12 protein-coding genes are annotated in these 14,472 nt (G+C 58.4%); 10 read left to right on the top strand and 2 right to left on the bottom strand.

The window, feature by feature from the left end:
* The first annotated feature begins 14 nt into the window (after positions 1 to 14).
* The 10 genes from L6966_RS01965 (at position 15) to L6966_RS01920 (ending at position 12,351) form a co-directional block, all read left to right on the top strand.
* Entirely contained in the window at positions 15 to 539 is a 525-nt protein-coding gene (locus L6966_RS01965; RefSeq protein WP_083091078.1) for a PH-like domain-containing protein, read from the top strand.
* Between the two features lie 47 nt (positions 540 to 586).
* Positions 587 to 1,750, top strand: a complete 1,164-nt coding sequence (gene carA, locus L6966_RS01960) for a glutamine-hydrolyzing carbamoyl-phosphate synthase small subunit (protein ID WP_237232789.1) — start codon at positions 587 to 589, stop codon at positions 1,748 to 1,750.
* Positions 1,751 to 1,762: 12 nt separating this feature from the next.
* Complete coding sequence (gene carB / locus L6966_RS01955) at positions 1,763 to 5,068, top strand: carbamoyl-phosphate synthase large subunit (RefSeq protein ID WP_237223912.1); 3,306 nt, start codon at positions 1,763 to 1,765, stop codon at positions 5,066 to 5,068.
* Positions 5,068 to 5,910: an orotidine-5'-phosphate decarboxylase gene (gene pyrF / locus L6966_RS01950; protein WP_237223910.1), complete on the top strand. Its 843-nt coding sequence runs from the start codon at positions 5,068 to 5,070 to the stop codon at positions 5,908 to 5,910. The genes carB and pyrF overlap by 1 nt, the downstream gene beginning before the upstream one ends.
* A gap of 252 nt (positions 5,911 to 6,162) precedes the next feature.
* On the top strand, positions 6,163 to 6,477 hold the full coding sequence (gene mihF, locus L6966_RS01945) for an integration host factor, actinobacterial type (protein WP_083091074.1): 315 nt from the start codon (positions 6,163 to 6,165) through the stop codon (positions 6,475 to 6,477).
* 9 nt (positions 6,478 to 6,486) lie between these two features.
* Positions 6,487 to 7,059 (top strand): guanylate kinase, encoded by a 573-nt coding sequence (gmk, locus tag L6966_RS01940; RefSeq protein WP_083091073.1) that lies wholly within the window; start codon positions 6,487 to 6,489, stop codon positions 7,057 to 7,059.
* Positions 7,060 to 7,308: 249 nt separating this feature from the next.
* Entirely contained in the window at positions 7,309 to 7,695 is a 387-nt protein-coding gene (gene rpoZ, locus L6966_RS01935; RefSeq protein WP_336603620.1) for a DNA-directed RNA polymerase subunit omega, read from the top strand.
* A 14-nt stretch (positions 7,696 to 7,709) separates the two neighbouring features.
* Entirely contained in the window at positions 7,710 to 9,017 is a 1,308-nt protein-coding gene (coaBC, locus tag L6966_RS01930) for a bifunctional phosphopantothenoylcysteine decarboxylase/phosphopantothenate--cysteine ligase CoaBC (protein WP_237223909.1), read from the top strand.
* Between the two features lie 4 nt (positions 9,018 to 9,021).
* Positions 9,022 to 10,227: a methionine adenosyltransferase gene (gene metK / locus L6966_RS01925; protein WP_083091070.1), complete on the top strand. Its 1,206-nt coding sequence runs from the start codon at positions 9,022 to 9,024 to the stop codon at positions 10,225 to 10,227.
* A 24-nt stretch (positions 10,228 to 10,251) separates the two neighbouring features.
* Positions 10,252 to 12,351 (top strand): primosomal protein N', encoded by a 2,100-nt coding sequence (locus L6966_RS01920; protein ID WP_237223907.1) that lies wholly within the window; start codon positions 10,252 to 10,254, stop codon positions 12,349 to 12,351.
* 58 nt (positions 12,352 to 12,409) lie between these two features.
* On the opposite strand, the gene L6966_RS01915 is transcribed toward L6966_RS01920, so the two are convergent.
* Complete coding sequence (locus tag L6966_RS01915) at positions 12,410 to 13,528, bottom strand: glycosyltransferase family 4 protein (RefSeq protein WP_237223905.1); 1,119 nt, start codon at positions 13,526 to 13,528, stop codon at positions 12,410 to 12,412.
* Entirely contained in the window at positions 13,525 to 14,415 is an 891-nt protein-coding gene (locus tag L6966_RS01910) for an alpha/beta fold hydrolase (protein WP_237223903.1), read from the bottom strand. The genes L6966_RS01915 and L6966_RS01910 overlap by 4 nt, the downstream gene beginning before the upstream one ends.
* Positions 14,416 to 14,472 lie beyond the last annotated feature (57 nt).

Here is a 14,472-nt window from a genome sequence, read left to right as displayed (position 1 = left end):
GGTAGGAGAAACCCGTGACTGACAAGCTGATACCCACCCTGATTCTTGCTCTGCTCTGCGTCCTGATTTTCTGGGCTATGCGCAGGGGCTGGCGTGGCCGCCAAACCCGTCAGGCAGGGGTGGGGGAGCTGGCACCGGTTCCGAATCAGTATGAGGATGCCGAGTCAGCCCTGGCCGTTCCAGGTGTGTATATTGCCACCACCGCTATGGGAGACTGGCTCGATCGCATCGCCACCCATACCCTGGGCGTGAAGGCCACTGGCACCTTCTTCATCTTTGACGACGCTGCCATTATTGCCCGTGATGGGGCCGAAGACGTCTTTATTCCCGCTACCGATATTCTTGCTGTGCGCACCGAAGCCGGTATGAGTGGCAAGTTCGTAGAAAAGGACGGCCTGGTGGTCGTCACATGGTCGCTGGCAGGCACCCCGGTCGATACCGGCTTCCGCACCCAGTTCGCTGCCGACAAGGCGTCCCTCACTCAAGCCCTTCACCACATAGCACCCGCCGCAGCTGACCAGCTACCAGCCCACCCCTAAGTTTTCCGCCGGTTCACCGGCGAACCAACCCACAGGAAGTGTGTGAATTGTTCCACCTAGACTCTACCCAGAATGCCGCCATCCTGGTCCTTGAAGATGGCACCTACTATCGCGGTGAAAGCTACGGAGCTCGTGGCTGTACCCTGGGCGAAGCGGTTTTCTCCACCGGTATGACCGGTTACCAGGAAACTCTGACAGACCCCTCCTATGCCGGTCAGATTGTCGTGCAGACTGCGCCCCACATCGGTAATACCGGGGTAAATGACGAGGACGCCGAGTCCCGCAAAATTTGGGTTGCCGGTTATGCTGTACGTGATGCCGCCCGCCGCCCCTCTAACTGGCGTTCTGAGCGTTCACTCGATGACGAACTGGTCGAACAGGGGATTGTTGGCATTCAGGGTATCGACACCCGCGCCCTTACCCGCCACCTGCGTAGCGCCGGTGCCATGCGTGCCGGCATCTTCACCGGCGCTGAGGCTGAACTTCCTGTAGCTGAACTCGTAGCAAAAGTCCAGGCCTCAGCAGAAATGAAGGGCCAGAAGCTAGCTGACTCGGTGTCTATCGAGGAAGCCTACGTTGTAGAGCCTGCTGACCATGGGTGGGAGGGAGAGATTAAAGCCACCCTAGTTGCCCTCGACCTGGGCATCAAGGCCATGACTCCTAAGCGCTTTGCCGAGCGCGGCGTCCGCGTGCACGTACTGCCCGCAACCGCCGCCTTGGAGGACATCACCGCCCTGAACCCCGACGGGGTCTTCTTCTCCAACGGGCCCGGCGACCCCGCGACTGCGGACGACCAGGTTCAGCTACTCCGGTCAGTGCTGCGTACCGGCACCCCCTTCTTCGGCATCTGCTTTGGCAACCAGCTACTGGGCCGGGCACTGGGATTTGGCACCTACAAGCTGCCTTTCGGTCACCGCGGCATCAACCAGCCCGTCATGGACCGCACCACAGGCAAGGTAGAAATCACCGCCCAGAACCACGGCTTCGCCGTAGACGCCCCCCTTGATGGAGCCGTCACCGCACCCAATGCTGAATTCGGTCGCGTCGAAGTTTCCCACGTAGGACTCAACGACCGGGTAGTCGAGGGGCTGCGCTGCCTTGATATTCCTGCTTTCTCCGTGCAGTACCACCCCGAGGCAGCCGCAGGACCTCATGACGCTGCCTACCTCTTTGACCGTTTCATCGACCTCATGCTCGAGAAGAAGAACTAAGGACACCGAACCATGCCCAAGCGTAACGATCTCAACTCAATTCTCGTCATAGGTTCCGGCCCGATTGTCATTGGTCAGGCCGCCGAATTCGACTACTCGGGCACCCAGGCCCTACGCGTGCTCAAGGAAGAAGGCGTGCGCGTTATTCTGGTCAACTCCAACCCGGCCACTATCATGACCGACCCCGAGTTTGCCGATGCCACCTACATCGAACCGATTACCCCCGAGGTCATCGAAAAGATTATCGCCAAGGAAAAGCCGGACGCCATTCTGCCCACCCTCGGTGGTCAGACCGCCCTCAACGCCGCTATCGCCCTCGATGAGCAGGGCATTCTCGATAGATACGGGGTTGAGCTGATCGGTGCCAACATCGAAGCCATCAACCTGGGCGAAGACCGCGAGGCCTTCAAGGGGGTTGTCGAACGTGCCGGTGGCGAGTCTGCCCGCTCCGTCATCGTCCACACCATGGACGAAGCCCTCGAAGCCGCCAAGGAACTGGGCTACCCCATGGTAGTGCGCCCCTCCTTCACTATGGGCGGCCTGGGCTCGGGTATGGCCTACAACGAAGAAGACCTGCACCGCATCGCAGGTGCCGGTATCCAGTACAGCCCCACCAGCGAGGTTCTGCTCGAAGAATCCATCCTGGGCTGGAAGGAATACGAACTGGAAATGATGCGAGATAAGAACGACAACGTGGTTGTCGTCTGCTCCATCGAAAACTTCGACCCCGTAGGTGTGCACACCGGCGACTCCATCACCGTAGCCCCTGCTCTGACCCTAACCGACCGCGAGTACCAGAAGCTACGCGACATCGCTATCAACGTGATTCGCGAAGTTGGCGTCGATACCGGTGGCTGCAACATCCAGTTCGCTATCGACCCGGCAACCGGCCGCGTCATCGTCATTGAGATGAACCCCCGTGTCTCCCGCTCGTCCGCTCTGGCCTCTAAGGCAACCGGTTTTCCCATTGCCAAGATCGCTACCAAGCTCTCCCTGGGCTACACTCTGGATGAAATTCCCAACGATATCACCCAGAAGACCCCGGCCTCCTTCGAGCCCACCCTCGACTATGTTGTGGTCAAGGTACCCCGCTTTGCCTTTGAAAAGTTCCCCGCGGCAGACCCCACCCTGACCACCACCATGAAGTCAGTAGGTGAGGCCATGGCCCTGGGCCGTAACTTCACCGAGGCCCTGCAGAAGGCCATGCGCTCTATGGAGCAGAAGGGCTCAACCTTCCGTTTCGACAACCCCGAGCTGGGCGCAGACCAGCTGGCTGCCCTGATTGAGCAGACCAAGACCGCGACCACTAACCGCATCTTCCAGGTACAGCGAGCCCTGCTGGCAGGTGCCACTGTTGAAGAGATGTACGAGGCAACCGCCATCGACCCCTGGTTCCTGGATCAGCTGGTGCTACTCAACGAGGTAGCCGCAGAAATCGCTGCCTCCAAGACCTTGGACGAGCGCACCCTGCGCCTGGCCAAGCGTCACGGTTTCTCCGACGCCCAGATTGGTGAGATTCTGGGCATGAACGAGGCAGTAGTGCGCGGTATCCGCCACGCCCTGAACATCCGCCCCGTCTTCAAGACCGTTGATACCTGCGCCGCCGAGTTTGAGGCCTTCACCCCCTACCACTACTCCTCCTACGACCAGGAGGACGAGGTAGCCCACCATGAGAAGCCCTCCATCATGATTCTGGGTTCCGGCCCCAACCGAATCGGTCAGGGTATCGAATTTGACTACTCCTGTGTTCACGCCTCCATGGTGTTGCGTGAAGCCGGCTATGAGACCGTGATGGTCAACTGCAACCCCGAGACCGTATCTACCGACTACGACATCTCAACCCGCCTCTATTTTGAGCCCCTCACCCTAGAAGATGTGCTTGAAATTGTTGAGGCCGAGCGCCGTACCGGTGGCCTGCTGGGCGTCTTCGTTCAGCTCGGTGGTCAGACCCCGCTCAAGCTTGCTCAGGAACTTAAGGTAGCCGGTATCCCGATTCTGGGTACCTCACCCGAGGCGATCGACCTGGCTGAGGACCGCGGCGAATTCTCCCGGGTGCTCGAAGAAGCTGGTTTGCTTTCTCCCAAGAACGGCACCGCCTACACCTTCGAGAATGCCAAGAAGATTGCGGACGAGATCGGCTACCCCGTGCTGGTACGCCCCTCTTACGTGCTGGGCGGCCGCGGCATGGAAATTGTCTACTCAGAAGCCCAGCTGGCCCGCTACCTAGAGAACGCAACCGAGGTTTCCCCCTCCCAACCCGCTCTCATTGATAAGTTCCTCGAAGACGCCGTTGAAATTGACGTTGATGCCCTCTTTGACGGTGAAGAGCTCTACCTGGGCGGCGTCATGGAGCACATCGAAGAGGCCGGTATTCACTCGGGTGACTCCGCCTGCACCCTGCCTCCCATTACCCTGGGCCCGGATGTCATCGAGCAGGTCAAGGAGGCGACCTACAAGATTGCCGCCGGTGTGGGCGTGCGCGGTCTGATTAACATTCAGTTCGCTGTAGCTTCAGAGATTCTCTACGTGATTGAGGCTAACCCCCGTGCCTCTCGCACCGTGCCCTTTGTCTCTAAGGCAACCGGTGTGCAGCTGGCTAAGGCAGCTGCCCTCATTGGTACCGGCAAGTCCCTTGCCGATCTCAAGGGCGAAGACTACCTGCCTGTTAACATGGATGGCGCCACTCTGCCCGCTGAGACCGCTATTGCTGTCAAGGAAGCTGTGCTGCCCTTTAGCCGCTTCCGCACCCCTGAGGGCGTTGTGGTTGACTCCCTGCTCGGCCCAGAAATGCGCTCCACCGGCGAGGTCATGGGCCTGGATCGCCACTTCGACACTGCCTTTGCCAAGGCCGAAGCATCGGCTGGTTCCAAGCTGCCGACCGAGGGCAAGGTCTTCGTCTCGGTTGCCAACCGCGATAAGCGCAATTCGATTATCTACGTGAAGATGTTGCAGCAGCTGGGCTTTGAGATAGTCTCCACCGGCGGTACCGCTGATGTGCTACGCCGTAACGGGGTTGAGTCGCTGGTGGTCCCCAAGATTGCAGAGACCAAGGAGGGGGAGCGTTCTATCGTCGACATGATACGCGATGGCGACATCGACCTGATTTTCAACACTCCCTCTGGCGGTCAGGCTCGCGGTGATGGCTATGAAATTCGGGCAGCAGCCACCTCGGTGGGCTGCCCCGTGATGACCACCGTCTCTGAGTTCGGTGCCGCAGTTCAGGGTATCAACGCACTGCGCGAATACAGCTGGGATGTGATGAGCCTGCAGGAACACGGTGCTTCAATTGAAGCTGCCCTGGAAGCGCGGGAGGCCTAATGTCACGCGGTTTTGGTGATCGCCTGGCTGCGGCCATGGGGGAGAAGGGGCCCCTGTGCGTGGGAATTGACCCCCACCCCGCCCTGCTTGAGGCGTGGGGGCTACCCGATGCGGCGGCGTCCTTAAGCACCTTTGCCTCGGCCGTGCTTGAAGCCTGCGGCCCGGTGGCCGCCGCCCTCAAGCCCCAGGTGGCACTCTTTGAACGCCACGGCTCGGCGGGCTTAGCTGCTCTGGAGCAACTGCAGCGGGATGCTGCGGACGCTGGCGTGCTGGTGGTTGCCGACGCCAAGCGCGGCGATATTGGCTCCACGATGGCCGCCTATGCGGACGCCTGGCTGGGGGAGACTTCACCTTTGGGTACCGACTCAGTAACCCTCAGCCCCTATCTGGGTTTTGAGTCCCTGCGCCCGGCCCTGGACCTGGCAGACCGTAATAATCGGGGCATCTTTGTGCTGGCTCTAACCTCTAACCCGGAGGGCAAGAGCGTTCAGCATGTGGGTGGGAGCAGCTCTGTTGCCAAGTCCATTATTGAGGCGGCTCGCATCGAGAATGAGACCTGCTCCTGGCAGGCCATGGGCCCTACCGGCTTGGTTATTGGCGCAACGGTCGGTGATGCGATCAAGGCGCTAGAGATTGATTTATCAACCTTCAACGGCCCCATCCTGGCTCCCGGTTATGGGGCCCAGGGGGCAACGGCAGCAGACCTGCACCGGGTCTTTGCTGGAATCGAGAGCCAGGTACTGGTTAATTCCTCTCGCGGAGTGCTTTCCGCCGGGCCGCACGTAGGTAATGTACGTAACACAGCAAAAAGGGCACGTGACCAGCTGGTAACCACGCTCTAAGCATAAATTTCAGGTAAAAATGGTGGGGTTTTGGGAGGAATCTCACCATTTTCTTTTAAATATTTGGTTACTCACCAGTAACATACTTCCCTAACTGTTTCTGACATGCTATTTTGTAAGTGTTGGTTCGCAAGAAGTTCGCACACCCCCCCCCAATAGAGGTGAGCAAACCTTTGTTTTACCTCAGGTGCGTTCTCCCAACACTACTCAATTACAAGCCGAACCCGGCTTCTCGCACAGAAGGATCTAAATATGCCTCTTAAGCCCCTCACCGAAGAACAGCGCGCCGCAGCCCGCGAAAAGGCCAAGAAAGCCCGAGTTGCCCGCGCTGAAGTCAAAGATGCCGTGAAGAACAAGAAAATCACCATCGCTGAAGTTCTCAAGCGTTCCGAAAGCGATGAAGCAATCGCTAGACTTAAGGTAACTGACCTGCTCACTTCCCTGCCGGGTGTGGGTGAGGTTCGGACCGAAAACATCTTGAACGAACTTAACATCGCAGCCTCACGTCGTTTGCGTGGTCTTGGAATCCACCAGCGTAAGGCTTTGATTAACCTTCTCGACCGATAGGGTAGAACCATGGCAGAACAGACAACCGCTCCTATGCTCACCGTACTTGCCGGCCCCACCGCTGTAGGTAAGGGCACTGTGTCGGCCTACATCCGTGAGCATTACCCCCAGGTTTGGTTTTCTGTTTCTGCCACTACTCGCGACCCCCGCCCAGGCGAAGAGGACGGCGTCCACTACTACTTCGTATCAGACGAAGAGTTTGACTCAATGGTAGAGAACCGCCAGATGCTGGAATGGGCTACCGTGCACAACTCCTATAAGTACGGCACCATTCGCTCTATGGTGCAGAAGCAGCTGGACGCCGGCAAGCACGTTCTACTTGAAATTGACCTGCAGGGTGCCCGTCAGGTACGCAATGCTATGCCCGAGGCCCAGCTCATCTTCTTGGCACCACCGAGCTGGGATGAATTAGTCTCACGGCTTGCTGGCCGTGGCACTGAATCACCTCAGGAGCAGGAGGCTCGCCTCGATACCGCAAAGATTGAGCTAGCCGCCGAACCCGAATTTGACCACACTGTAGTCAACCAGACAGTAGACGAAGCTGCCCAAGAGATTGTTCGTCTCATGGGTATAAATCGCTAGACCGGTTGTTGGGAGGCTTGTTCAAAGGCTCTTATCCTTGGCGCCCCGGGCTCGTGTTCAAACACGAGCCCGGGGCGCCTTGTTGCATTTTTGAATAACCGCAAGGGGTAGCAAGGTGGGTGGGCCGGTGTCACCGGCGCCACCGCCCTTGTGCGTGACAAAGAAACAGTTGACAGCTAGTATTAGGTAGAGTTTTATGCCGCCGGAAGCGCCGGTGGCGAGCAAGCACAGTCAAACATGGAGTCTTACGTGGCCAACGCACACAACGATGAAGGTATCATCAATCCCAGCGCAGACGCTCTCATTCAAAAAGCTGAGTCGAAGTACGGTTTGGTGATTTTCGGTGCTCGCCGTGCCCGCCAGATTAACGCCTACTACGCGCAACTTCACGAGAATCTCTATGATTATGTAGGCCCACTGGTTGATTCAGAGCCCAACGAGAAGTCACTCTCAGTAGCCATGCGCGAAATTAATGAGGGACTGATTGAAGCCCGCCACATCCAGGACGGCCAGTTTGATGAAAACGGCTCCCTGGTTCACGATGAAGAGCCCAGCGCCTTCCTCGCTGGCGGTGATTTCTACATGGACGAGCCCTACGTCGAGTATGTTGATGCCGAAGACGCAGACCAGGCGTAAAGCACTCTAAACTCATGCGAGTTGTTATTGGTATTGGAGGGGGCATCGCTGCGTATAAGGCAGCGATGCTCCTTCGTCTTTTTAGCAAAGCCGGTCACGAGGTTATCGCCATCCCCACCGAGGCAGCTTTGAAATTTGTGGGAGCCCCGACTCTTGAGGCGCTCAGCGGCAACGCCGTATCAGTAGACGTCTTCGAGCGGGTGCCCGAGGTCAACCATGTGCGCCAGGCTGAACTGGCTGACGCGGTAATTATCGCACCGGCTACCGCCGACCTACTGGCTCGTCTGGCTGTGGGCCGGGCCAACGACCTTTTGACTGCTACGGTGCTGACTACTCACGCACCGGTCGTCCTTGCCCCCGCTATGCATACGCAAATGTGGGAGCATCCCGCGACACGGGCCAACGTGGCGACTTTGCGTGGTTTTGGCTATCACGTAATTGAGCCCGCTGTTGGCCGGCTGACCGGCCCTGATTCGGGTGTAGGCCGCCTCCCTGAACCCGAAGATATTTTTACACAGGCACTTGAGATTCTGAGCTGGGAACAGGGGAGTAGCCCCATGAATCAGCTCCGGCAGGACGCCGGGGCCGACGCCCTGCCACTGGCAGGGCAACGCCTGCTAGTAACCGCCGGTGGAACTAGAGAAGCCCTCGATCCGGTTCGTTTTCTAGGTAACCGCTCCTCCGGTAAGCAGGGGCTTGCCTTGGCTTTGGCCGCTCAAGATCTCGGAGCTGAGGTGCATGTGGTCGCCGCCCACCTTGAGGTTCCGTTACCTGGTCAGTTGACTGCCGTTACCCGGGTATCTAGTGCGCAGGATCTTAAGCAGGCAGTCTTCGAGCGGCTGGCTGAAACCGATATTCTGGTGATGACTGCCGCTGTCGCGGACTTTCGCCCAGCTAGCTATGAAACTTCTAAAATTAAAAAAACAGAAGACCCAGCTTCAGACCCGGTCATTAAGCTAGTGCGTAACCCCGATATCCTGCGCGAAGCTGTACTACACCGCCAGTCCAACCCGGCAGCGTCCCCGCACACAATCGTGGGTTTTGCAGCCGAAACCGGCGACGAGACAAGTAGCCCGCTAGACTATGGCAAGACCAAACTAGCGCGTAAGGGGTGCGACTGGCTGGCCGTTAACACCGTCAGCGAATCCCAGGGGTTTGGCACCGACACCAACCGCATCACGCTGCTTGCCTCCGACGGTGCAGACCCTCTGGTGACCGAAGGAAGTAAGGCGAGAGTAGCTGAAGACATGTTGCGTCACATCGCAACGCGGCTCAACAAACGGCCATTGATAGACCGCACGCCACCGAGAGAAGTACCCTAGAACAGTGACTGAAACAAACCATCTTCGACTCTTTACATCAGAATCGGTGACCGAGGGGCACCCTGACAAGATCTGTGACCAAATCTCAGATTCAATCCTAGATGCTCTGCTGACCGTTGATCCACTCTCCAACGTAGCAGTTGAGACTCTAGTAACTACCGGTCAGGTTCACGTTGCCGGTGAGGTAACTACCAAAGGCTACGTCGATATCCCTCGCATCGTACGCCAAACCATTCTCGATATCGGCTATAACTCCTCAACCCACGGGTTCGACGGCGAGTTCTGCGGTGTCTCGGTATCCATCGGCGAGCAGTCATCCGACATCAACTCCGGCGTGTATAATTCGCTGGAAGCACGCCAGGGCACTGCCACTGACGACCTCGACCGCCAGGGTGCCGGTGACCAGGGCATTATGTTCGGTTACGCCACCAACGAGACTGACGTGCTGATGCCTGCCCCCATCTATGTGGCCCACCGCCTGGCTGAACAGTTAACCAAGGTACGCAAGGACGGCACGCTTCCGAATCTGCGACCCGACGGTAAGACTCAGGTCACCCTGGGTTACGATGAAAACTTCAAGCCCGTCATGATTGACACCGTAGTAGTCTCTACCCAGCACACCGCTGATTATGACCTAGACCAGCTAGCAGCCGATATCAAGAAGCATGTAATTGAGCCTGTGCTAGCTAGCGTTGACTTCGATTCCTCGAAGGCCACGTTCATCATTAACCCCGCAGGCCGCTTCGTACAGGGTGGCCCCGTAGGTGATGCCGGCCTGACCGGTCGCAAGATTATCGTTGATACCTACGGCGGTATGGCTCGCCACGGTGGCGGCGCCTTCTCCGGTAAAGACCCCTCCAAAGTCGACCGCTCTGCAGCCTACGCTATGCGCTGGGTCGCCAAGAACATTGTGGCAGCAGGGCTGGCCGACCGCGCAGAGGTCCAGGTTGCCTATGCCATTGGTCAGGCCGCTCCGGTCGGTATCTACGTAGAGACCTTTGGCACTGAAAAGGTGGAGGTTCACTCGATTGAACGGGCCATTCGTGAAGTCTTTGACTTGCGCCCTCTGGCTATTATTCGTGACCTTGAACTGCGCCGCCCCATCTATGCTAAAACAGCAGCCAACGGCCATTTCGGCCGAGAAGAACACGAGTTCACCTGGGAGCAGACCAACCGCGTCAGTGAGCTCAAAGCAGCCGTAGGCCTCTAAGCCGGTTTTCTCTATAATGGGTGTATGACTGGCGAGCCCACCACCGAATCCCTGCAACCCGATCTGTTGCAGGGGTTCTCTGTACCCGAGCCCAAGCTCGTCGGCTCCACTGCCGCCGAGGACGCTAGCGTGGTGCGCCCTATCGCACGGGTGCATATTGACACCCATGTGCCGCACCTGGACCGTCTCTTTGACTACACGGTACCCGCCGCACTCGACGAAGCGGCCCAGCCGGGCGTGCGCGTGCGTGTCAAATTCGGTGCCCGTGAGGTCAACGGCTGGTTGCGTGAACGGAGCGAACGTTCAGACGCCCCTGCCCGCCTGATACCTCTACATAAGGTTATCTCGCCCCTGCCCGTGGTCAGCCCAGAAGTTTTCGAGCTGGCAGACGACCTAGCCAACCGCTATGCAGGTTTAGTGCCCGATGTACTCCGACTGGCTGTACCCTCCCGGGTTGCCTCAGCAGAAGAACCCTACCTATCGAGTACTCACACCGCAGAACCTGACCCCGCACAGGAAGATGAGCTCATCTGCCCTGACCTCACAGACTTTAACGACTACACCGGCGGCCCTGAATTCTGTGATGATCTCCTAGCAGGAGCTGAAGCTAGGGGCGTTATGGCCGTACTGCCTTCTCACCCCGAGCACTCTTGGGAACATCTGCTTGCCGCTGCGCTGGCGGCCACAGCTTCTACCGGCAGGGGAGCTCTGGCCGTTGTACCCGATCATAAGAGCCTCGACAGGCTCTGTGCCGCCCTCCACGCTCTTGTTCCTGCTGACACCTACGTGCGCCTGACAGCCACTGATAAGCCGACCCCACGCTACACCAACTACCTCAAGGCACTTACCGGGCAGGCTAAGATCGTGGTCGGTACTCGCTCCGCAGCCTATGCTCCCGTAGCTCACCTTGGGCTGGTAGCCTGCTGGGACGACGGTGACTTCTCCCTTATTGAACAGCGTGCCCCTTACTGCCATGCCCGAGACGTGCTATTGCTCCGTGCAACTCGCGAAAAGACCGCGGCTCTTTTTATGGGCTACACGGTCTCCAGCGAAGCTGCCCGCCTTGTACGCACCCGATGGGCCTCTTTCATCGGCCCGGACCGTCCCACCCTCCGTGCCCGTACCCCCCGCATCATGCCTACCGGAGATAACTTCCAACTTGCCCGTGACCCCCTCGCTGCCATCGCACGTATACCTCACCAGGCCTTTGCTGTTGCCCAAGATGCCCTCAAGCACGGCCCGGTTCTCGTCCAGGTTGCCCGTGCAGGCTACATACCTGCCCTAGCCTGCCAACGTTGCCGTATGCCAGCCCGGTGCGACACCTGCCGCGGCCCCCTAACCCAACCTGCCGGTGGCTCGGCCCCCCAATGCGGCTGGTGCGGCCATCTCGCTCACCACTGGCACTGCTTCGACTGCGGCTACGACCGCTGGCGCACCGGTGCAGCAGGAGCTCTCCGCACTGCCGAAGAACTTGGCCGCGCTTTTCCTGACGTCCCCGTGATTACCTCCAGCGGCGAAAACATTAAAACTACCGTTGGGCCTGAGCCCGCCCTGGTCATCGCAACGCCCGGGGGTGAACCGGTTGCAGCAGGGGGCTACGCCGCCGCCCTTCTGCTTGACGCAGATCGGATGCTTCACTTCGACTCACTCCGAGCCCCTGAAACAGCCCTCCGCCGCTGGTTCAACTCCGCCGCCCTCGTACGCCCCTTTGCCCAGGGCGGCCAAGTCGTGACCACGGCCTCGCCCTCACCCGCGCTCGAAGCTCTCATCCGTTGGGATCCCGCCGGATTTGCACACTGGGAAATGGAAGAGCGCGCTGAAATAGGCCTGCCACCAGCCGTGCGCACCGCGGCCATTACCGGCAGCGAAAGTGCTGTGCGTACCTATCTTGACTTCATCGAAATCCCCGACGGAGCCCGCGTCAGTGGCCCTGTACCGTTGGGTGACCCCACTGGCTACTACGAAGGCGAAGCTGACGGCCAACTATACCGTGCCATCATCTTTTTCACCTACGCCCAAGGCCCAACCCTGACCCACCATCTACGCTCCCTTAAAGCCTCACTCTCTGCCCTGAAAAAAAGCGAACCCGTGCAGATACGCTGCGACGGGCTCGATATTCTCTAGAGTACCGGGAATAGTCGAAAGGGCGCTGGCTGGACGTTTCACTGCTCCCAGCCTGACCTCAACTTTTCGTTGAAGTCAGGGAGCTGGCAAGGCCAACCAGAGTCAAGGCGCTACTTTCCCAGCTGTAGCGGGAGGCGTCCTCTAAACCAGCGTGTATCGCCCGTAATTGTACTTCTCGGTTTTCAAGATCGCGTACTGCCTGAGCAAAAGCGAAAGGTGAATCGGTTTCAGCGAAGCGGGCACTGGGAGCGATTTCCCGGAAAATCGGAATATCAGCGAGTATCACCGGGCACCCCGCTGACTGGGCCTCTACCACTGGCAGACCGTAGCCTTCCTCTCGGCTGGCAGTGAGCAGGGCAGCGGCTCTACCCAAGAGTCTTCGATAGTCCTCATCGCTGATCCCCTGATGGAAAACCACGTTCTCCCCGGCCAGGGGTTGAAGCTCTGCCAGGCGTGCGGGAGAAATTTTTGACAGGAGGTGCAGGCGGTAGTCCGGCAGAAACTTCATAGCTCCCAATAGCGTCTCTACGTTCTTGTAGGGCATAAAGGAGCCCATGTACAGCAGGTCCTTCATGCGGCTACCGGCCAGCTCCACAGCCTGTGCTGATGAAACGAAGCCCTCGGGCTGGGGGGCGTTGGGAATTACTGTGATGGGCCGTTTCGTCAGGGTGCGCTCTCTCATGAGCTCCGCCGTGGTCTGCGAGACTGTGGCCACGGCGTCCGCAGAATTGAGCAAATACCGCTGCGGGGTGTAGGTGGTGTGAAAAAGCCGCCACCCCGCGCGCACCTGTGCCGGTAGAAAGCCCGGAGGGGTTGGGTGAGAATAGTAAATGAGGTCGTGCAGGGTGAGTATCAGTTTGAAACGACGGCCTAACCCGCCCAACCCCAGTGTCTGCATGGGGGAGAAGACTACATCGGGTGAAAAGCGATTGAGCTGTAACGCAGCGGTGGGCTCCAGGGGTGAGGTCGGCGAACAAATTACCACGTGCGGCAGATCAGGGAGCATCTGCAGCTGGCGCTCATCAGAGATGACCATCGTTAACTCAAGCCCGTCAGGCAGGCGCGGGTCACGGGCGTCGATCAGATTTTTTAAGGCTGACAGCAAGGATGCCGTGTAACGGCTAATCCCATCGTGGAAACCAATGCGTGTATAGCGGGCATCTACACAAAGTTTCACGGGCCCTCCTGGCGGTGAAAGTCAGAAATGAGCGAAGCAGCACGGAGAGGAGCTTCGTAGTGAATCAGATGACCCACCCGCGGAATTATATCGAGGCGTCCGTGCTGTAGCGAAGTAGCCATCTCATGTTGAAGCTCAAGCGTTCCCAAGTCGTCCTTCTCAGCCACAATCATCTGAACCGGGAGCGGCAGAGCCGCCACAAACTCAGCAGCAGTTGCAGAAATTGATGCTCGGTAGGCTTGTAACACCGCATCGCGAGAGGCAAAAGCCCCAAAATAGGCGTCATGCTGACCATTGATGAAGGTGCGTAGTTGTGGATCGGTAGTTTTCATCATGAACTCGCTCGACACCCGAGTAATCAGGCGTGATCGAAGAAGGGCAAATCCCACAGAAGCAGGCAAGGCAGCCCCTGCCCCGTAGTAGAACTCAGCCAGGCGAATCATCACCTTCTGCTGGCCCTCCAGAGCGGGCTGGCAGATGGGATTAATGAGGGTTAAGCGCTCCACCAGTTGCGGGCGAACCAGCGCCAGGTACGCAACCACTATGGACCCAAAAGAATGACCGACCAGGTGTACCGGCCTACCCACTGCGGTTTCAATAAAGTCAATCAGCCAGGCAGCGTAGGTTGAAACCGTATGCTCCGCATCCGGAATCGGTTCAGAGCGCCCAAAACCGGGCAAATCAGGGATATAAACCTCAAACTCCTGTAGACCAGAGGCAATAATCTCAAGTCCGTGATGATCGCCTCTGAAACCGTGCACTAAAAGTAGGGGAGCGGTGCCAGGGTTATCTGACTGCCCGTAAACCCACCAGCGGCTCCGTGTACCGCCTACCAGCCCCTCCCGCAAGGAACCCGCAGGCACACAAGCCGGAACCGGTTCGAACACAGACTCCTGCGTGGGCAAGGTGTGCTGCTTTATATCCAACTTCTTCACACAACCACT

Source organism: Rothia nasisuis, assembly GCF_928381405.1.
GTDB classification, from domain to species: Bacteria; Actinomycetota; Actinomycetes; order Actinomycetales; family Micrococcaceae; genus Rothia; species Rothia nasisuis.
The sequence above is the reverse complement of the archived record's forward strand: the minus strand, read 5'-3'. Positions and strand labels throughout refer to the sequence as shown.